This is a genomic window from Rhizobium sp. PAMB 3182, from assembly GCF_052908355.1.
In genome coordinates this window covers 3,344,616-3,364,274 of sequence record NZ_CM128607.1, presented here as the reverse complement: position 1 = coordinate 3,364,274, position 19,659 = coordinate 3,344,616, and the positions used below count along the sequence as shown (strand labels likewise).

19 protein-coding genes are annotated in these 19,659 nt (G+C 62.6%); 10 read left to right on the top strand and 9 right to left on the bottom strand.

All coding sequences use genetic code 11. From position 1 onward, the window contains the following. The first annotated feature begins 110 nt into the window (after nt 1–110). The 8 genes from ACU5AZ_RS16135 (at nt 111) to ACU5AZ_RS16100 (ending at nt 8,890) form a co-directional block, all read left to right on the top strand. Complete coding sequence (locus tag ACU5AZ_RS16135; RefSeq protein WP_446823357.1) at nt 111–1,421, top strand: ABC transporter substrate-binding protein; 1,311 nt, start codon at nt 111–113, stop codon at nt 1,419–1,421. Nucleotides 1,422–1,554: 133 nt separating this feature from the next. After that, complete coding sequence (locus ACU5AZ_RS16130) at nt 1,555–2,427, top strand: carbohydrate ABC transporter permease (protein ID WP_446823356.1); 873 nt, start codon at nt 1,555–1,557, stop codon at nt 2,425–2,427. Nucleotides 2,428–2,431: 4 nt separating this feature from the next. Continuing rightward, complete coding sequence (locus tag ACU5AZ_RS16125) at nt 2,432–3,262, top strand: carbohydrate ABC transporter permease (RefSeq protein WP_446823355.1); 831 nt, start codon at nt 2,432–2,434, stop codon at nt 3,260–3,262. 12 nt (nt 3,263–3,274) lie between these two features. Continuing rightward, nucleotides 3,275–4,273, top strand: a complete 999-nt coding sequence (locus tag ACU5AZ_RS16120; protein ID WP_446823354.1) for an ABC transporter ATP-binding protein — start codon at nt 3,275–3,277, stop codon at nt 4,271–4,273. Further along, nucleotides 4,270–5,046, top strand: coding sequence for an L-iditol 2-dehydrogenase (locus ACU5AZ_RS16115; protein ID WP_446823353.1), 777 nt, complete (start codon nt 4,270–4,272; stop codon nt 5,044–5,046). Before ACU5AZ_RS16120 ends, ACU5AZ_RS16115 begins: the two co-directional genes overlap by 4 nt. A gap of 53 nt (nt 5,047–5,099) precedes the next feature. Further along, entirely contained in the window at nt 5,100–6,590 is a 1,491-nt protein-coding gene (locus ACU5AZ_RS16110) for a mannitol dehydrogenase family protein (protein ID WP_446823352.1), read from the top strand. Nucleotides 6,591–6,622: 32 nt separating this feature from the next. After that, the gene (locus tag ACU5AZ_RS16105; RefSeq protein WP_446823351.1) at nt 6,623–7,288 is read left to right on the top strand and encodes an HAD family hydrolase; all 666 of its coding nucleotides are present in this window, start codon (nt 6,623–6,625) and stop codon (nt 7,286–7,288) included. A gap of 18 nt (nt 7,289–7,306) precedes the next feature. Next, on the top strand, nt 7,307–8,890 hold the full coding sequence (locus ACU5AZ_RS16100; protein WP_446823350.1) for an FGGY-family carbohydrate kinase: 1,584 nt from the start codon (nt 7,307–7,309) through the stop codon (nt 8,888–8,890). Between the two features lie 9 nt (nt 8,891–8,899). On the opposite strand, the gene ACU5AZ_RS16095 is transcribed toward ACU5AZ_RS16100, so the two are convergent. The 4 genes from ACU5AZ_RS16095 to ACU5AZ_RS16080 all read right to left on the bottom strand — a co-directional run bounded on the left by ACU5AZ_RS16095 (nt 8,900) and on the right by ACU5AZ_RS16080 (nt 12,602). Beyond that, nucleotides 8,900–10,195 carry a TRAP transporter large permease gene (locus ACU5AZ_RS16095; RefSeq protein WP_446823349.1) on the bottom strand — a complete coding sequence of 432 codons (1,296 nt, stop codon included), beginning with the start codon at nt 10,193–10,195 and terminating at the stop codon, nt 8,900–8,902. Beyond that, nucleotides 10,192–10,689, bottom strand: coding sequence for a TRAP transporter small permease (locus ACU5AZ_RS16090; RefSeq protein ID WP_446823348.1), 498 nt, complete (start codon nt 10,687–10,689; stop codon nt 10,192–10,194). Before ACU5AZ_RS16090 ends, ACU5AZ_RS16095 begins: the two co-directional genes overlap by 4 nt. A 20-nt stretch (nt 10,690–10,709) precedes the next feature. Continuing rightward, entirely contained in the window at nt 10,710–11,711 is a 1,002-nt protein-coding gene (locus tag ACU5AZ_RS16085) for a sialic acid TRAP transporter substrate-binding protein SiaP (RefSeq protein WP_446823347.1), read from the bottom strand. A 189-nt stretch (nt 11,712–11,900) separates the two neighbouring features. Beyond that, nucleotides 11,901–12,602, bottom strand: coding sequence for a GntR family transcriptional regulator (locus ACU5AZ_RS16080; RefSeq protein ID WP_446823346.1), 702 nt, complete (start codon nt 12,600–12,602; stop codon nt 11,901–11,903). A gap of 97 nt (nt 12,603–12,699) precedes the next feature. Here ACU5AZ_RS16080 and aroQ point away from each other — a divergent pair, with 97 nt between their 5' ends. Next, nucleotides 12,700–13,140, top strand: a complete 441-nt coding sequence (gene aroQ, locus ACU5AZ_RS16075) for a type II 3-dehydroquinate dehydratase (protein ID WP_446823345.1) — start codon at nt 12,700–12,702, stop codon at nt 13,138–13,140. Continuing rightward, nucleotides 13,137–14,186 carry a Gfo/Idh/MocA family protein gene (locus tag ACU5AZ_RS16070; RefSeq protein WP_446823344.1) on the top strand — a complete coding sequence of 350 codons (1,050 nt, stop codon included), beginning with the start codon at nt 13,137–13,139 and terminating at the stop codon, nt 14,184–14,186. The genes aroQ and ACU5AZ_RS16070 overlap by 4 nt, the downstream gene beginning before the upstream one ends. A gap of 20 nt (nt 14,187–14,206) precedes the next feature. On the opposite strand, the gene ACU5AZ_RS16065 is transcribed toward ACU5AZ_RS16070, so the two are convergent. The 5 genes from ACU5AZ_RS16065 to ytfQ form a co-directional block, all read right to left on the bottom strand. Next, the gene (locus ACU5AZ_RS16065; protein WP_446823343.1) at nt 14,207–14,953 is read right to left on the bottom strand and encodes a FadR/GntR family transcriptional regulator; all 747 of its coding nucleotides are present in this window, start codon (nt 14,951–14,953) and stop codon (nt 14,207–14,209) included. Beyond that, a complete protein-coding gene (gene yjfF, locus ACU5AZ_RS16060) occupies nt 14,946–15,932 on the bottom strand; it encodes a galactofuranose ABC transporter, permease protein YjfF (protein ID WP_446823342.1) in 987 nt (328 codons plus the stop codon). The genes ACU5AZ_RS16065 and yjfF overlap by 8 nt, the downstream gene beginning before the upstream one ends. Then, a complete protein-coding gene (locus tag ACU5AZ_RS16055; protein WP_446823341.1) occupies nt 15,929–16,936 on the bottom strand; it encodes an ABC transporter permease in 1,008 nt (335 codons plus the stop codon). The genes yjfF and ACU5AZ_RS16055 overlap by 4 nt, the downstream gene beginning before the upstream one ends. Continuing rightward, the gene (locus tag ACU5AZ_RS16050; protein WP_446823340.1) at nt 16,933–18,462 is read right to left on the bottom strand and encodes a sugar ABC transporter ATP-binding protein; all 1,530 of its coding nucleotides are present in this window, start codon (nt 18,460–18,462) and stop codon (nt 16,933–16,935) included. Before ACU5AZ_RS16050 ends, ACU5AZ_RS16055 begins: the two co-directional genes overlap by 4 nt. A gap of 103 nt (nt 18,463–18,565) precedes the next feature. Continuing rightward, nucleotides 18,566–19,537 carry a galactofuranose ABC transporter, galactofuranose-binding protein YtfQ gene (gene ytfQ / locus ACU5AZ_RS16045; protein WP_446823339.1) on the bottom strand — a complete coding sequence of 324 codons (972 nt, stop codon included), beginning with the start codon at nt 19,535–19,537 and terminating at the stop codon, nt 18,566–18,568. Nucleotides 19,538–19,659 lie beyond the last annotated feature (122 nt).

The following is a 19,659-nucleotide window of genomic DNA, read 5'->3' as shown; positions in this document are numbered from 1 at the left end:
ACCGTTCCTTTCGGCAACGCAGCATAGAATGTCGATTGACTCTTCGTGCGCTTTAATGAGTAATTGCCCACGAGCAAAGCGAATGCTCATTTCTCTTCTGGGAGGAAGATATGACATTGAAGACCATTTTGCTGGGCTGCTGCTCAGCAATTGCGTTTGCCGGCATGGCATCCGCAGAAACCCTCACCATTGCGACCGTCAACAACGGCGACATGATCCGGATGCAGAAGCTGACGGACGACTTCAAGAAGGACAATCCGGACATCGACCTCGAATGGGTCACGCTGGAAGAAAACGTTCTTCGCCAGAAGGTCACCACCGACGTTGCCACCAAGGGCGGCCAGTACGACATCATGACGATCGGCACCTACGAAGTTCCGATCTGGGCCAAGCAGGGCTGGCTTCTGCCGCTTGAGAATCTTGGCGCCGACTATGACGTCGACGACCTGCTTCCGGCCATTCGCTCCGGCCTGACGGCTGACGGCAAGCTCTACGCCGCGCCGTTCTACGGCGAAAGCTCCATGGTCATGTACCGCAAGGACCTCATGGAAAAGGCCGGGCTCACCATGCCCGACGCCCCGACCTGGGACTTCGTTGCCGATGCGGCCCGCAAGATGACCGACAAGGCCAATGAAGTGTACGGCATCTGCCTGCGCGGCAAGGCCGGCTGGGGCGAAAACATGGCGTTCCTGACGGCCATGTCGAACTCCTTCGGCGCCCGCTGGTTCGACGAGAACTGGAAGCCCCAGTTCGACCAGCCGGAATGGAAGGACACACTCGACTTCTACGTCAAGCTGATGAACGACGCCGGACCGCCCGGCGCATCCTCGAACGGCTTCAACGAAAACCTCGCCCTCTTCCAGACCGGCAAGTGCGGCATGTGGATCGACGCGACGGTGGCCGCTTCCTTCGTCACCAACCCGAAGGACTCGACGGTGGCCGACAAGGTCGGCTTCGCGCTCGCTCCGGACAAGGGTCTCGGCAAGCGCGGCAACTGGCTCTGGGCATGGTCGCTCGGCATTCCCGCCGGCACCAAGAAGGCCGAAGCCGCCGAAAAGTTCGTCGCCTGGGCTACCTCCAAGCACTACAGCGAACTGGTCGCGGAAAAGGAAGGCTGGGCCAACGTCCCTCCGGGCACCCGCAAGTCTCTCTATGACAATCCGAAGTACCAGGAAGCCGCACCGTTCGCCAAGATGACCCTCGAGTCGATCAACGCGGCCGATCCTGAACATCCGACGGTCAAGCCGGTTCCCTATACGGGCGTCCAGTTCGTGGCGATCCCGGAATTCCAGGGTATCGGTACCGCAGTCGGCCAGCAGTTCTCGGCGGCTCTCGCCGGCCAGCTCAGTGTCGACCAGGCCCTGCAGAGCGCCCAGCAGCTTACCGAGCGCGAAATGACCAAGGCAGGATACATCAAGTAGGATCCTCCACAGTGCTAGCCACCGGGTAAGCTTGAACCCGGTGGCCACTTGGGCCGCCGATCACGCAGCATGCGCTCTGCGGCCCTTTTTCCTTTCTCTTTGAAAAACAAGGTCGGTCGAAAGGGCAAGAGCCATGGCGACGCTACAGACACGTTCAGCCGCACGGCTGATGATGGCACCTTCCGTTCTCCTGCTGCTTGCATGGATGATCGTGCCGCTGGCAATGACCATCTACTTCTCCTTCCTGCGCTACAATCTTCTGATGCCGGGAATGGAGGAATGGGCAGGCTTCCTGAACTACCAGTACTTCCTGACCGATCCGGCCTTCTTCGCCGCGCTCGCCAACACGCTGTTGCTGGTCGTCGGCGTCCTCCTCATCACCATCCTCGGCGGCATCGGCTTCGCACTCCTGCTCGACCAGCCGGTCTTCGGCCAGGGCATCGTGCGCATCCTGGTGATCGCGCCCTTCTTCGTCATGCCGACGGTCTCCGCGCTGGTGTGGAAGAACATGTTCATGAACCCTGTGAACGGGTTGTTCGCATGGATCGCCAAGCTCTTCGGGCTGCAACCGATCGACTGGCTCGCCAGCGCGCCGCTGACCTCGATCATCATCATCGTCGCCTGGCAGTGGTTGCCATTCTCGACCCTCATCCTGCTGACCGCCCTGCAGTCGCTGGACGAGGAACAGAAGGAAGCCTCCGAAATGGACGGCGCCGGCCCGATCTCGCGCTTCATCTACATCGTGCTGCCGCACATGTCGCGCGCCATCACCGTGGTGATCCTGATCCAGACCATCTTCCTGCTTTCGGTCTTCGCCGAAATCCTCGTCACCACCAATGGCGGGCCCGGCTACCAGAGCACCAACATCACCTACCTCGTCTACGCTCAGGCACTCCTGCAGTTCGACGTCGGTGGAGCATCCGCAGGCGGCATCGTCGCCGTCATCCTCGCCAACATCGTTGCCATCTTCCTGATGCGCATGATCGGCAAGAACCTGGAGGGCTGAGACAATGGCAAGACAGGTTACACTGCGTCGCAAACTGGTCATGACGGTCATCGTCTGGACCCTCGGGCTCTTGATCTTCTTCCCGATCCTCTGGACGGTACTGACCAGCTTCAAGACGGAAGCGGAGGCGATCGCCTCGCCGCCCTCCTTCCTCTTCTTCCACTGGACGACGGAGAACTACGCCGAAGTGCAGAGCCGCTCGGATTACTTCCGGCACTTCTACAACTCGGTGACGATCTCCTTCGGCTCGACCATCCTCGGCCTGATCCTCGCGATCCCGGCCGCCTGGGCCATGGCGTTTTCGCCGACCAAGCGGACCAAGGACGTGCTGATGTGGATGCTCTCCACCAAGATGCTGCCGCCCGTCGGCGTGCTGGTGCCGATCTACCTGATGTTCCGCAACACCGGCCTGCTCGACACCCGCACCGGCCTCGTGATCGTGCTGACGCTGATCAACCTGCCGATCATCGTCTGGATGCTCTACACCTACTTCAAGGAAATCCCGGGCGAGATCCTCGAGGCGGCCCGCATGGACGGCGCGTCTCTCGCCAAGGAGATCGTCTACGTGCTGACGCCGATGGCCGTTCCCGGCATCGCCTCCACGCTTCTCCTCAACATTATCCTGGCGTGGAACGAAGCCTTCTGGACCCTGAACCTGACAGCCTCCAAGGCCGCCCCGCTCACCGCCTTCATCGCCTCCTATTCGAGCCCCGAAGGCCTCTTCTACGCCAAGCTTTCAGCCGCCTCCACGATGGCGATCGCCCCGATCCTCATCCTTGGCTGGTTCTCGCAGAAACAACTCGTTCGCGGCCTGACCTTTGGCGCGGTGAAATAAGGAACGACGACTATGGGCAGCATTTCACTCAGACAAGTTTCGAAGGTCTTCGGCGAACTGAAGGTCATCCCTTCGATCGATCTCGACATCAATGAAGGCGAATTCGTCGTCTTCGTCGGCCCGTCGGGTTGCGGCAAGTCCACGCTTCTGCGCCTGATCGCCGGGCTGGAGGACGTCTCCGGCGGCAAGATCATCATCGACGGGCAGGACGCCACCGACAAGGGCCCCGCCCAGCGCGGCCTGGCCATGGTGTTCCAGTCCTACGCGCTCTATCCGCATATGAGCGTCTACAAGAACATCGCCTTTCCGCTGAAGATGGCCGGCATCGACAAGGCCGAGATCGACCGCAAGGTGCGCGATGCGGCAAAGGTCCTGAACCTCACCGACTATCTGGAGCGCCGGCCCGGCCAGCTCTCCGGCGGCCAGCGCCAGCGCGTCGCCATCGGCCGTGCCATCGTCCGCGAGCCGGCGGCCTTCCTGTTCGACGAACCTCTGTCGAACCTCGATGCGGCGTTGCGCGTCAACATGCGCCTGGAAATCTCCGAACTGCACCAGACGCTCGGCACGACCATGGTCTACGTGACCCACGACCAGGTCGAGGCGATGACGATGGCCGACAAGATCGTCGTCCTCAACAGGGGCAATATCGAACAGGTCGGCTCGCCGCTCGACCTTTACCGCAGCCCGAAGAACCTGTTCGTCGCCGGCTTCATCGGCTCGCCGAAGATGAACTTCGTCACCGGCGACTATGCCAAGGCCAAGGGTGCCCACACGATCGGCACCCGGCCCGAACACATCACGCTGTCGACCGAAAGCGGCGAATGGCGCGGCAAGGTGACGGTCTCCGAACATCTCGGCTCCGACACCTTCCTGCACGTCCAGGTCGACGGCATCGGCCTCGTCACCGTGCGCGCCGACGGCGAGTTCCCGGTCAAGCACGGCGACACGGTGTTCATGACACCGGACGCAAACCGCATCCATCGTTTCGACGACAAGGGACTGGCCATATGACCGGACGCCTGGAAGGAAAATCGGCGCTGATCACCGGATCGGCGCGCGGCATCGGTCGAGCCTTCGCGGAAGCCTATGTCAACGAAGGTGCCACCGTCGCCATCGCCGACATCAATCTCGAGCGGGCAAGGCAGACGGCATCCGAGATCGGCCCGAAGGCCTACGCCGTCGAGATGGACGTCACATCGCAGGCCTCGATCGATGCGGCAATCGCCACGGTCGAGGAAAGGACCGGCGGCATCGACATCCTGATCAACAACGCCGCCCTCTTCGATCTCGCCCCCATCGTCGAGATCACCCGCAAGAGCTATGACACGCTGTTCTCGATCAACGTCGCCGGCGCGCTCTTCACCATGCAGGCTGCGGCAAAGTCGATGATCAAACGCGGCAAGGGCGGCAAGATCATCAACATGGCGAGCCAGGCCGGCCGGCGCGGTGAAGCGCTGGTCGCCGTCTACTGCGCCACCAAGGCGGCGGTCATATCGCTCACCCAGTCCGCCGGGCTCGACCTGATCAAGCACGGCATCAACGTCAACGCCATCGCCCCCGGCGTCGTCGACGGCGAGCACTGGGACGGGGTCGACGCCCTGTTTGCCAAGTATGAAAACCGGCCGCTTGGCGAAAAGAAGCGGCTCGTCGGCGAAGAAGTGCCGTTCGGCCGCATGGGCCGGGCGGAAGACCTCACCGGCATGGCCATTTTCCTCGCCTCCAAGGAGGCGGACTACATCGTCGCCCAGACCTACAACGTCGACGGCGGCAACTGGATGAGCTGACGTTCGTGCCACAGACGGACAGACAGCCAAAGCCGCAGCAAGGATGCGCGAACATGACGACCAAACTCTCCCTCTCGTCGCTGGACGAGATTGCCTCCAAAGCAGCCGTTCCCGCCTACGGGCGCGAAGGCTTGAGCGCCGGCATCCTGCATTTCGGCGTCGGCAACTTCCATCGCGCGCATCAGGCCATCTATCTCGATGACCTCTTCAATTCGGGTCGCGATCACGACTGGGCGATCATCGGCGCCGGCATCATGCCGTCGGACCAGCGGATGAAGGAGAAGCTCGCGGCACAGGATTACCTGACGACCGTCGTCGAGCAGGACATCAATGTGACCGCGGCCCGCGTCACCGGCCCCATGATCGACATCATGACTGCGCCGGACCTCGGCAAGATCATCGACAAGCTCACGGACCCGGCAATCCGCATCGTCTCGATGACGATTACCGAGGGCGGCTATTTCATTGACCCGGCGTCCGGCAAGTTCAATCCCGCCCATCCGGCCATCGCCGCGGACGGCCGCACCCCGGACGATCCGAAGACCGTGTTCGGCCTGATCGTAGCCGGCCTGAAGAAGCGCCGCGCGGCCGGCATCGCCCCCTTCACGGTGATGTCCTGCGACAATATTCCCGGCAACGGCGAAGTGACGGAAGCCGCCGTGCACGGGCTGGCGAAACTCTCCGACCCGGATTTCGCCCATTGGATCCACGAAAACGTCGCCTTCCCGAATTCGATGGTCGACCGCATTACGCCTGCTACCGGCGAGCGCGAGATTTCCTATCTGCGCGACACGTTCGGCATCGAGGACGGCTGGCCGGTCTTCTGTGAGGAATTCAAGCAGTGGGTGCTGGAAGACAAGTTCCCCGCCGGGCGCCCTGCCCTGGAGACGGTTGGCGTGACCTTCGTCGATGACGTCGCGCCTTACGAACTGATGAAGATCCGCATCCTCAATGGCGGCCATGCGGCGATCGCCTATCCGGGCGCGCTCCTCGACATCCATTTCGTCCATGAGGCGATGGAAGAGCCGCTGATCCGCCAGTTCCTCGAAAAGCTCGAGAAGGAAGAGATCATTCCGATCGTACCGCCGGTTCCGGATACCGATCTCAACGCCTATTACGACCTCATCGACCGCCGCTTCTCCAATCCGAAGATCGGCGACACCATTCCGCGCCTGGCCCAGGACGGCTCCAACCGACAGCCGAAATTCATCCTGCCGTCGACCGCCGACCGTCTGCGGCAGGGACTGGACGTCACGGGTCTTGCCCTGGTCTCGGCGCTCTGGTGCCGCTATTTCGAAGGCACGAGCGACAGCGGCAAGGAGATCGTCTTCAACGACGAAAGCGCCGAACGGCTGCAGAAGGCGGCCATCGCCGCGAAAAGCGATCCGATGGCGTTTCTGGCGCTCGACGACATCTTCGGCGACGTCGGCCGCTCGGAAGTCTTCCGCAAACGTTTCGCCAATGCGCTCAATCACCTGTGGACGAACGGAACGCGCAAGACGCTGGAAGACTATATCGCCGGCCGGCTGAACGCCGGCGATTGACGCCGACCGCGCGCAACGGTTAGCTCCAGGCCATGGAAAGCGGCGAACTCATCATCTTCGATTGCGACGGCGTGCTGGTCGACAGCGAGCCGATCTCCGTCGATGTCCTGGTGGACGCGATCCGCAAGGCCGGCGGCACGATCAGCAACGAAGAGGCCTTCGACCTCTTTCTCGGGCGCAGCCTGTCGAGCGTGGTGGAAACGCTGAAGACCCAGTTCGAGATCGTCGCCGGTCCGGCTTTTCTCGACCGCATGCGGGTGGCGCTCTACGAGCGGTTTCGCGAGGAGCTGGAGCCGGTGGACGGCATCAAGGCCGCACTGGCCGCCCTCGGGACGCGTCACTGCGTCGCCTCGTCGAGCCAGCCGGAACGCATCCGCCTGTCGCTCACCGTCACCGGCCTCATCGACTTCTTCGAGCCGAACATCTTCTCCGCCAGCATGGTCAGGAACGGCAAGCCGGCGCCCGATCTCTTCTTTTACGCCGCGGACAGAATGCAGGTCGACCCGAAGGACTGCATCGTGATTGAAGACAGTCCGGCGGGCATTCAGGCCGCCAAGGCCGCCGGAATGCGGGTCTTCGCCTTCATCGGCGCGACCCACGGCCAACGCCAATCCTACCGTCAGCAGATCGAAGACCTCGCGCCCGACGTCACATTTGACCGGATGGACGATTTGATACACCTTCTCTCGAAAAAATAAGGGAGAGGAACGATCGGGATGAGGGACATACTGCTCGCAGTCGATGTGGGAACCGGCAGCGCCCGCGCCGGGGTCTTCGACAAAGGCGGCGAGCTGCTGGCGCGCGCGGTCAATCCGATCCTCATCCATCGCCCGAAAGAAAATCATGCCGAACACGACTCGGAGAACATCTGGTCCGCCGTCTGCCAGAGCGTCCGCCAGGCTCTCGCCGCGGCCGCCATTCCTCCGGGCCGGATCGCCGCCATCGGCTTCGACGCCACCTGCTCGCTCGTCATCCGCGATCGCAACGGCGAACAGCTCAGCGTCTCGGCAACCGGCGACCACACGTACGACACCCTCGTCTGGCTCGATCATCGCGCCCTGGCCGAAGCCGACTTCCTGACTGGAAGCGAGCATCCCATTCTGGAATATGCCGGGCATTTCATGTCCCCGGAAATGGAAATTCCGAAGCTGATGTGGCTGAAGAAGAACCTGCCCGCCACCTGGGAGCGCATGGGCTACGCCTTCGACCTCGCCGATTTCCTCACCTGGAAGGCGACCGGCTCGATTGAGCGGTCACGCTGCACGCTGACGGCCAAATGGAACTATGTCGCCCACGAGAACCCGTCATGGAAGGCGGACTTCCTTAACATGACGGGGTTAGGCGACCTCCTGGTCAAGGCCAGGCTGCCGGACGAGACGGTCCCCGTCGGCGGTATTATGGGCCACCTGAGCGAGAAGGCGGCCGGCGAGCTCGGGCTCGACACCGGCTGCATGGTGACGGCGGGGCTGATCGACGCCTATGCCGGGGCGCTCGGCGTGCTGGGCGGCTATGCCGACCCCGGCACCGATCTCGACAGCCACTTCGCCATGATCGCCGGCACGTCGAGCTGCATCGTCGCCTTTTCCAGCGAAAAGCGTCCGAGCCGCGGTCTCTGGGGACCCTATTTCGAAGCCGTCTTCCCGGGCTACTGGCTAGTCGAAGCCGGCCAGTCGGCGACCGGCGCCCTGCTCGACCACGTGATTGACATGCATGCGGCCGGCGGCGAGCCGGGCAGCGCCCTGCACCAGCGCATCATCCGCCGCATCGGCGAACTGCGTCAGATGGAACTGGGGGATATCGCGCCGCGCCTGCATCTCCTGCCCGACTTCCACGGAAACCGGTCGCCGCTTGCCGACCCGCATGCGGTCGGGGTGATCTCGGGCCTGACGCTCGACACCTCGTTTGATGGCCTGTGCCGGCTCTATTGGCGCACATGCGTCGCCATCGCCTTCGGCATACGCCATGTGCTGGAGACAATGGGCGGCTACGGCTACCGGCCCGGCACGCTTCACATCACCGGCGGCCATGTCCGCAATCCGTTGCTGATGGAGCTCTATGCCGACGTCACGGGCTGCGAGGTGGTCGCGGCCGAGACCGGCGATGCGGTGCTGCTCGGCACGGCGATGTCGGCAGCCGTCGGCGGCGGGCTCTACCCGGATCTGGCCTCGGCCGGAAAGGCCATGGACGCCGGCGGCCGGACCATCCGGCCCGATGCCAGCCGGCGCGAGGCCTATGACCGCGATTTCAGGAAATATCTTGCCATGATCCGCCATCGCGCCGAGCTCGACGCGATCGCTTGAGACGACGGGTCAGCCGTTATAGCCGAACATCCGCGGCAGCCACAGGACGATGTCCGGGAACAGGATCATCAGCACCAGCGCAATGACGAGCGCGGCCAGGAACGACCAGATCTCGCGGATGATCTCGCGCAGCGGAATGCCCGTCGTCGCGTTGATGACGAAAAGCAGGATGCCATAGGGCGGCGTGATCAGGCCGATCATGCAGTTGACCACGGCGACGACGCCGAAATGCACGAGGTCGATCCCGAGCGCCCGGCAGGCGGGAATGAACAGCGGGATGATGACGAGGATGATCGTCGATGCATCGAGCAGGCAGCCGAGGATCAGCAGCAATGCGTTGACGGCAAACAGGAAGAACAGCGGCGAGATCTCGATGGCCGACAGCAGGCCGGCGACCTTGCCCGGCACGTTCTCCGACGCGACAATATAATTGAAGATCAGCGCGCCACCGATGACTAGGCCGACGGATGCCGACGACTTGGCGCTGTAGGACATGATCTCGTACATCGACTTCCAGCTGAGCGCCCGGTAGAAGACGGCGGCCAGAATGAAGGCGTAGGCAGCGGCAACGGCGGCCGCTTCGGTCGGCGTCGTGACGCCGCCGTAAATGCCGTAAAGCAGGATCACCGGCATCAGCAGCGCCGGAAGGGCGTTGACCGTAAGCTTCGGCATGTCCTTCAGCGGCACCGGCTCTTCCAGCGCGAAGTTGCGCTTGCGGGCGATGTAGCTGTTCATGACCATCAGCACGAGACCCATCAGCAGGCCCGGCAGGATGCCGCCGAGGAACAGGTAGCCGATGGAGGTATCGGAGACGAGCGCGTACATCACCATCGGGATCGACGGCGGAATGATCGGGCCGATGGTCGCCGACGCAGCGGTGATCGCCGAGGCGTAGCCCGGAGAATAGCGGCCGTTGCGCGTCATCATCTCGATGATGATCTTGCCGATGCCGGCCGCATCCGCAACCGCCGAACCGGACATGCCGGAGAAGATCAGGCTGGCGACGATGTTCACATGGCCGAGGCCGCCGCGGAAGCGGCCGACGGCCGCCACGCAGAAATTCAACAGCCGGTCGCTGATCGTGCCGGCATTCATGATGTTGGCGGCGACGATGAACAGCGGTACGGCAAGCAGGATGAAGCTGTCGTAGAGGCCCTGGATGATCTGCTCAGCGGCAAGCGCCAGATCCTGCCCGTTGACGGCAAGATAGGCGATCGCGGCGACGATCATCGACAGGGCGATCGGTGTGCCGAGCGCCGCGAGGAAGAATAGCACCAGAAGACAGGCGAAGAATGCAGTGCTCATGCGGCGGTGTCCTTGTCGCCTTCATCCAGCGTCTTGCCGCGCACAAGGGCAAACGCCCTCAGCGCATAGCGGGTGATGACGGCAACCGCGAAGATCGCATAGATGCTGAACACATAGTCCAGACGGATCCGCAGCGTCCCGCTCTTCTTGATCTTGTAGAAGGTGATGTAATCCCACGTCGCCGGCATCGCGCCGACGAAACCGACGATGATCGCCACCGCCGAGACCAGCGCGAACATCCGCCGCATCCGGGCGCTGCCGGCATGGTAGAGTATGTCGAATTTCACATGGTCGCTGTCGTCAAGGCAGAAGGCCGCGCCCCAGAAGACACCCCAGAGCCAGAGCGTCAGGCAGAGCTCGACCGTCCAGCCGATCGGGTAGTTGAGCAGGTAGCGCGCGACAATCTGCAAAATGAACGTCAGGAACATGACGGTGAGCATTGCCACCGCCACATTGTCCGCCCTTGCCTTCAGCCATTGAATTGTCGCGCGCACCCGTCCGCTACCTTCTCAAATCAGAGGGCGTTGATCTTGTCGACCATGCCTTCCGGCCAGTCCTTGGCGAACTCGGAGTCGAGGTAGGCCTTCTGGACGTGCGTGCGGAACGCCTCGATGTCGGGCGTGTAAACCTCCAGGCCCTGATCCTTGAAGAACTGCTCAAGCTCGGTTTCGAGCGCGAGCTGCTTCTGGCGGCCGGACTCGGCAGCGTCGTCGGCAGCCTTCTGGATGGCGGCCTGCTGGTCGGCGGAAAGACCGTCCCAGACCTTCTTGGAGAAGGCGATGTAGTTGAGGTCGACGAGGTGGCTGGTCAGCACGATCTGCTTGGTCACTTCGTAGAACTTGGAGTCACGGTCGGTCGGCAGCGGGTTGTCCTGGCCGTCGATCGCGCCGGTCTGCAGCGCGGTATAGACTTCCGTGAACGCCATCGGCACCGGATTGGCGCCGAGCGCCTTGCCGAGGAACTGCCAGGCGTCCGTGCCCGGCATGCGCAGCTTGACGCCGGAAAGGTCGTCAGGCGTCATCACCTTGCTGTCCGTGCGCAGGTTGAGCTGGCGGCGGCCGAGATACATGACCGTCAGCAGCTTCACGCCGAGTTCGTCCTCGACCTTCTTCTTCAGCGGCTCCATGAAGTCGGCAGCGAAAACCTTCTTCTGGTGCTCGGCGTCCTTGTGCAGGTAGCCGGCGGTGAAGATCGAAAATTCCGGGAAGATCGTTGCGAGTTCCTGGGCCGAGGTGATCGACATTTCCAGGTTGCCGCGGGCGATCGCCTCCAGTTCGGTGCCCTGCTTGAAGAGCGTCGCATTGTAGTGCGGCTCATAGGTCGCGAATTCGGCGACAGCCGGACCGAAGACCGATTCCAACGCAACGCTGCGCTGATCGGACGGGCTGGCAGGCGTCGACATGCGAAGCGTGATCTTTTCGGCGGCGAAAACGCTGCTGCCGAACGGCACGATCGCGGCAAGCGACGTGGCAGCCAGAGCGGCAAGCGCGGTACGACGGGTAATGAGTTTAGTCACAGGTCATCCTCCTCTGTGGCCCGCTCTCCCCGCGGGCCTTGAACACGTCATTTCGCACAGAAAGGGCGAAACTTCAACACAAAATCAACACACAAACAGAACTATGCCACGAAATAGCTAAATCATATGATATTTTTCGTTTTATCATGTCATTTGGATTGACAGCGAAACGCGATTTTCTTGACCGTTCTATCCGACGTCATTCTGCGATGCCGAAATCTTTTCCTGCAGCTCGACCGCGCCACGGCTGTACTCGACACCACTATTGATATGCGCCCGGAGAATGGACTGCGCCTTCGCGGCATCCCTCTCCAGCGCCGCATCCAAAAGCATCTGGTGCTCGCGGGCAGCGACCTCGCCGCGAAAATTCAGCGCCAGCATCTGGTAGCGGAGATACTTGTCGAAGACGATGCCATGAACATGCAGGAGCTGCTCGGAGTTGCAGGCCTTGATGAGGGCCTGATGAAAGCCCCAGTCATATTGCTTCCAGGCCTCCAGGAAGGAGTGATCGCCAGCGATGATCCGGTTTTCCATCTGCTTGAGCTTGTAGTGAGCCGCAACCACTTGGCCCTCCCAGTCCATGTCGCCGGCGGCAAACGAGAGCTGCATGGCATGACATTCGAGCAGGGCGCGAAGATCGGCAATCTCCTGCAGGTCCTCGAAGGAGACCGGCGCGACCTGGAATCCCCGCTGCCCTTCGGCGACCACGAAGCCCTCCGATGCGAGCCGGCTCAGGATTTCCCGCAGGGTCGAGATACCGGCGCCGTAGCGCTCTTTCAGACGCTCGAGGCGCAGACGTTCGCCCGGCCGCAACTGACCGAAGATGATATCGGTCCGCAACCGCAGGAAGATATTGTCGCCAACGGTGGCGTCTTTTGGAATGATCAGCATATGGCCAAAATATCAGATTAATGCAATTATGTCAGATGAAATGCTCCTCATCGGAATCGATTTCACAGAAAACTAGATAAATCTCAGGGAGATGCGTGTGGCGCAGCTAATTTATGTCCTGAACGGACCGAACCTCAATCTTCTCGGCAAACGCCAGCCCCATATCTACGGCCACGAAACGCTGGCCGACGTGGAAGCCAACTGCAAGGCACTGGCGGCGGAATGCGGCCTGGAAATCCGCTTCCTGCAGAGCAATGCCGAGCATCAGCTGATCGACTGGATCCACGAAGCGCGCGAAACCGCGGCGGCGATCATCATCAATCCGGGCGCCTACACCCACACCTCCGTCGCCATTCTCGATGCGCTGAACACCTGCGAGTTTCCGGTCTTCGAGGTTCACATCTCCAACGTGCACAAGCGCGAATCCTTCCGCCATCACTCCTACGTCTCGCTGAGAGCCGATGGCGTGATCGCCGGCTTCGGCATCCAGGGCTACGAGCTGGCGCTGCGGCGCGTATCGAAGCTCGTCGGCAAATGACCGGCGCCGCCCCCGTCTCGCTTTCGGTTGCCGGCGCCGGTCTGATCGGCCGTCGGCACATCGAGGCCATCACCGCGTGCCCGGACACCCGGCTGGCGTCCATCGTCGACCCGTCGGCGGAAGCGGCAGCCTATGCGGCATCGCTCGGCGTGCCGCACTACAAGACGCTCGCCGACATGATCGCTGCCAGCAAGCCGGATGGCGTCGTCCTGGCGACCCCGAACCAGCTGCATGTCGACGGTGGGATGGAATGCATCTCCGCCGGCCTGCCGGTTCTCGTCGAAAAGCCGCTGGCCACCTCCGTCGAGGACGGCAAGCGGCTGGTCGATGCCGGCGAGAAAGCCCGCGTGCCGGTCCTGACCGGCCACCACCGCCGGCACAATCCGCTGATCGCCGCCGTCAAGGCACGGCTCGACGAGGGTGTCATCGGCACGCCGGTTGCCGCCCACGGCATGTTCTGGCTCTATAAGCCGGACGACTATTTCGAGACCGAATGGCGGCGCTTGCCCGGTGCCGGCCCGGTTCTCTTGAACCTGATCCACGACGTCGACCTGATGCGCTATTTCTGCGGCGAGGTCGAAAGCGTCCATGCCGTCACCTCCAACGCGGTGCGCGGCAATCCGGTCGAGGAGACGGCGGCAATCGTGCTCACCTTCACGAACGGCCTCATCGGCACCTTCTCGGTGTCCGACACTATTGTCGGGCCCTGGAGCTGGGAGCTGACGGCGGCGGAAAACCCCGCCTATGTGCCGACGGGACAGTTCTGCTACCTGATCGGCGGAACGCATGGATCGCTGGAACTGCCGAATGCGAAGCTGTGGACCAATCCCGGCAAGCGCAGCTGGCTGGAACCGGTCAAGCCTGAAAGCCTGTCCGCCCCGCAAGAGGATCCGCTTGATCGGCAGATAGCGCAGTTCGCCGCCGTCATCCGCGGTGAGGAACAGCCACTCGTCTCGGGGCTGGAAGGCTTGAAAAGCCTGCAGGTCATAGAAGCGGTGAAGCAGTCGGCGGAAACCGGCCGGACCATCACCATCGAGCCGCTGTAATCCGGCGTCTGAGACTAAAGTCAGTCGAGCGCCTGCATGTTGGCAATGGCGCTATGAAGTTCCGCCGCGATGATGTCGCTCATCGCGGCGGCGGCGTTTTCGGCGTCCGCCCTCTCGATCAGCTGCACGAGCCCGCGATAGGCGGCAACGGACGTCTCGTCATACTCCCCCTCGCCGCCCGCACCGCCCGGCATCGTGGTCGCCAGCGCGAATTCGACGATCCCGGTAATCGAGCGCATCAGGGGATTGTGCGAGGCATCCGCCGTCACGCGGTGCAGTTCAAGCGCGGCGATCGCGAAGGATTCCGGCACCGGTCGGGAAATTTCCATCTGCTGCACCCAGTAATGCATGAGGCGGATGTGATCCGCCGTGCGGTGCCGCGCCGCCAGTGCCACGGCCTCGATTTCCAGAAGCCGGCGAATGTCGAACAGGCTGCGGATGAAGCTCTCCTCCGGCCCGGCCTCGAAATGCCAGAGCAGCACCTGCTGGTCGAACAGCGCCCAGCGGCTCTTCGGCGAAACCCGAGTCCCGACCTTCGGGCGCGCCTCCACAAGACCCTTCGCCTCCAGCGTCTTCAGCGCTTCGCGCAGCACCGTGCGCGACACGCCGTACATGTCCATCAGCTCCGCATCGCGCGGCAGGATCGAGCCGACGGGAAATCGTCCGGAGGCGATGCCGACCCCGATCTCGTTGATCACGAAGGAATGGAAGTTGCGTGCAGCCGACCGCCCGGAAAGGGAGCGGATCAGGCTGCCGGGTTCACTCATGTTTCAGTTTCCAGAATACCTTGGACCGCGGCGCGGAAGCGGAGAAGACCAGCCTTTGAAGGACGATGAAGATGAAAAGCAGACCTCCTATTACTATCTTGGTCCACCAACTGGAAAGTGTACCGTCGAAAATGATGTAGGTTTGCACAAGCCCTTGCAGCATGACGCCGATAAACGTTCCGAAGACGAAGCCGTAGCCGCCCGTCAGCAGCGTGCCACCGATCACCACGGCGCCGATCGCGTCGAGTTCGACGCCGACCGCGGCAAGCGGATAGCCGGCCGATGTATAGAGCGAGAAGACGATGCCGGAAAGGCCGGCCAGCGTGCTCGACAGCATGTAGATCATGATCGTCGTGCGGGCGACCGGAACACCCATCAATTCGGCCGAGGTGGCGTTGCCGCCAAGCGCGTAGACATAGGAGCCGAAGCGGGTGCGATGAGCCACCAGCGCGCCAATGACGAAGATCGCGACCATCAGGCAGCCAATGACGCTCAGCCGTCCGCCGCCGGGCATCTTGTAGTAGAGCGCGCTGATGGCGGAATAGAACTCGTGGCTGACCGGGATCGAATCCTGGGTGATGACCGAAGCCGCGCCACGCGCCAGGAACATGCCGGCGAGCGTCACAATGAAGGGCGGCACCTGCAGATAGTGGATCGCCGCGCCCATCGACGCCCCGAACAGCGCGGACACGACCAGCACCACCGCAAATGCCGTCAGCGGATGAAATCCGTACCAGCTGATCAGCACAGCAATCAGCACGCCGGTAAAGCCAATGACCGCGCCGACGGAAAGATCGATCCCGCCGGAAATGATGACAAAGGTCATGCCGACGGCGGTGATCCCGAGGAAGGCATTGTCGGTCAGGAAGTTGCCGAGCACGCGGGTCGACCACATGCCGGGAAACTGGGTGATGGCGGCTGCATAGGCGAGCGCGAAGATGATTGCGGTTGCCGCCAGGGGTCTCAAGCTGCGATTCATGACGTCTTCCCGGATAGGCTGCTGAGGTTGCGCCGCATTTCGATAAGGCGACCGGCCAGAGGCGACTGCATGATGAGGATCAGGATGATGACGCCGGCCTTGACCACGAGGTTGAATTCCGGCGGGAAGCCGGACACGAGAATGCCGGTGTTCATCGCCTGGATTATGACGGCACCGAGCACCGACATGCCGATCGAGAACCGCCCGCCGAGGAGCGAGGTGCCGCCGAGCACGACGGCGAGAATGGCGTCGAGTTCAAGCCACAGGCCGGCATTGTTGGCGTCGGCACCACGAATGTCGCCGGCGACGATAATGCCGGAGATGGCGGCGCAGAGGCCGGAGAAACCGTAGACGCAGAGCAGCAGCAGCCGGCTGCGGATGCCGGCGAGGCTTGCCGCCGAACGGTTGACGCCGACCGCCTCGATGAACAGGCCGATCGCGGTGGACCGCACGACGAAGATCGACAGCGCCAGAAGGACGGCGGCTATGACGACCGGCATGGGAAAGCCGAGGAACGAACCTGTGCCGATGAAGATCAGAACAGGATTGGAGAAGGTGACGATCGTGCCTTCGGTGATCAGCTGCGCGATCCCGCGTCCCGCCACCATCAGCACCAGGGTGGCGACGATCGGCTGGATTTCCAGGAAGGTGACGAGGATGCCGTTCCACAGGCCGCAGACGATCCCGGTCGCAAGCGCCGCGGCGACCGCGGCCGAGGCCGGATAGCCATTGACGACGAGGGTGGCGGAGACTGCGCCGGCGATCGCCATGACCGCACCGACGGAAAGGTCGACGCCCTTGGTGGCGATGACCGCCGTCATGCCGATGGCGAGGATGGCGACCGGCACGCCGCGGTTCAAGACGTCGATCAGGCTGCCGAACAGGCGCCCGTCCTGCCAAGTGATGTCGAAGAAGCCGGGGAACAGGATCCAGTTGATCAAAAGGACGCCGGCAAGCGCGATGGTCTGCGGATTGACGATCCGCTGAAGTCGTTTGAGTTTCATGCCGAGGCTCCCTCCGGCTGTGCGGCGATGGCCTGGACGATGACGGCAGGGGTGATGTTGTCGCCCCTGAGCTCCGCCACCAGCTCGCGGTCGCGCATAACCACGACGCGCGAGGAATAGGCGACGATCTCGTCGAGTTCGGACGAGATGACGAGAAGCGCCAGCCCGTCTTCCCGCAGCCTGTTGATGGTGCGGACGATTTCGGCATGCGCGCCGACGTCGATGCCGCGCGTCGGCTCGTCGAGGATCAGGAAATCCGGATCGGTCGCCAGCCAGCGCGCCAGGATCACCTTCTGCTGGTTGCCGCCGGAGAGAAGCTTGACCGGCATGTCGTGCGAGGCCGCGCGGATATCGAGGTCTTCGGCGAACTTGCCGGCGATCTCCATTTGCTCGTCGCGGTTCAGCGCCTTGAACCAGCCGAGCTTGCCCTGCAGGGCGATGACGATGTTTTCGCGTACCGACAGGTCGCCGAGAATGCCGTCGGCCTTGCGGTCTTCCGGGCAGAAGCCGAAACCATGGGCGACGGCATGGGCCGGCAGCTTCAGCTCGACCTTCTTGTCGGCGATGCGGATGTCGCCGCTGTCCGTCTGGTCGACGCCGAACATGATGCGCGCCATCTCGGTGCGGCCGGAGCCGAGCAGGCCGGCAACGCCGACCACCTCGCCCTTGTGGATCTTCAGCGAGAAGGGGCGAACCTTGCCGGCCTTGCCGCAATTGGAGAACTCGACCATGGCCGGACCGGCCTCACGCTCCTCGACGCCGCTGACGGCGGGGGCAAAGGTGATGTCCTTGCCGAGCATCATGCGCACGACATCGGTGCGCGACAGGTCGTTCAGCGGCTCGGTGCCGATCAGCTTGCCGTTGCGCAGAATGGTCACGCGGTCGGAAATGGCGAAGACCTGGTCGAGGAAATGGGTGATGAAGACGATGGCCATGCCGCGCGCCTTCAGGTCGGCGATGACCTCGAACAGCTTGTCGACCTCGTGCCGGTCGAGGCTGGCGGTCGGCTCGTCGAGCACAAGCACCTTGCCGGAGAGCTCAACGGCACGGGCAATCGCCACGATCTGCTGGACGGCGACGGAATAGGTGCCGAGTTCGGCCTGCACGTCGATATCGAGGCCATAGTCGGCCAGAAGCCGGCGGGCGTTCTTCTCGATCAGCGACTTGCGCACGAAGCCGAACCGGGTCGGCTGGTGGCCGAGGAACAGGTTTTCGGCAACCGAACGGTTCGGCAGGAGATTGACTTCCTGGTAGACCGTGCCGATGCCATGCGACTGCGCCTGCAGCGGATCGCGGAACGTGACCGTCTTGCCGTCGAGGACCACTTGTCCGGCGTCGGGATGATAGGCGCCCGTGAGAATCTTGATCAGCGTCGATTTTCCGGCGCCGTTTTCACCGAGCAGCGCATGCACCTCACCCGGCCGGAGACCGAAATTCACTCCATCAAGCGCCCGGTGCTGTCCGAATATCTTTGTGACGCCGCGCGCCTCGAGCACGAATGGCGTGCCCGGACCTCCTGCAAGCATGTCTTTTCCCCCTGCCATCTGCAGCGATTGTTGCCTCTCCTCGAGAGGTTGACAAGAAGGGGCCGGCGGATCTCGACCGCCGGCCCCTTCAAGCTGCCTGGGATCAGTAGCCGAGGCCCTTGCGACGCTCGTACTCACCAGCCGGATCATCGGAAGGCGTGTAGAGCTTGGACTCGGTGATGATGAACTTCTCCGGGGCCGTGCCGCCGTTCAGATAGGCATCAAGCGCTTCGAAGGCCGGGCCGGCCATGTTCGGCGTCAGCTCGACGGTCGCGTTGGCTTCGCCCGATTCCATTGCCTTGAAGATGTCCGGAACGGCATCGATCGAGACGACCAGGATGTCGGAACCCGGCTTCAGGCCGGCGTCCTTGATGGCCTGGATACCGCCGACGGCCATGTCGTCGTTGTGGGCGTACATGGCGCAGATGTCCTTGCCACCGTCTTCCGCCTTGATGAAGCCTTCCATGACTTCCTTGCCCTTGGAGCGTGTGAAGTCGCCGGTCTGGCTGCGGACGATCTTGATGTTGTCATGACCGGCAATGGCTTCCTCGAAGCCCTTCTTGCGGTTGATCGCCGGCGTGGAACCGACGGTTCCCTGCAGTTCGACAACCTTACAGTCCTTGTCGCCGACGGTCTTGACCAGCCATTCGCCGGCCACGCGGCCTTCCTTCACCTGGTCGGACGCGACCGAGGTCAGGTAGAGGTCCTGCGAGGCATCGACGCCGCGGTCGAGAAGCACGACCGGGATGTTGGCGTCCTTGGCTTCGCCGAGAACGTCGTCCCAGCCGGTTGCGACGACCGGAGCCACGAGGATGGCGTCAACGCCCTGGGCGATGAAGCCGCGGATGGCCTTGATCTGGTTTTCCTGCTTCTGCTGCGCATCGGCGAACTTCAGATTGATGCCGAGCTTTTCGGCTTCCATCTTCGTGACCGACGTCTCAGCAGCGCGCCAACCCGACTCCGAACCGATCTGCGAGAAACCGATCGTCTTGCCTTCCAGGCCATTGGCATAGGCGGCAGAAGACAAAAGGGTAGCGAGGCCCGCGGCGAGCGCGAGCTTGGACAAGATTTTCATGATTTCCTCCCAAAAAGAATGCCGTCCCGCCCTCCCGCGGGGTTTGGCTGATTGGGACGCTAGCAAAAGTACTATTATATGTAAATAGGCTTCATGACAGCCAACTTGCGGCACCTGACGGC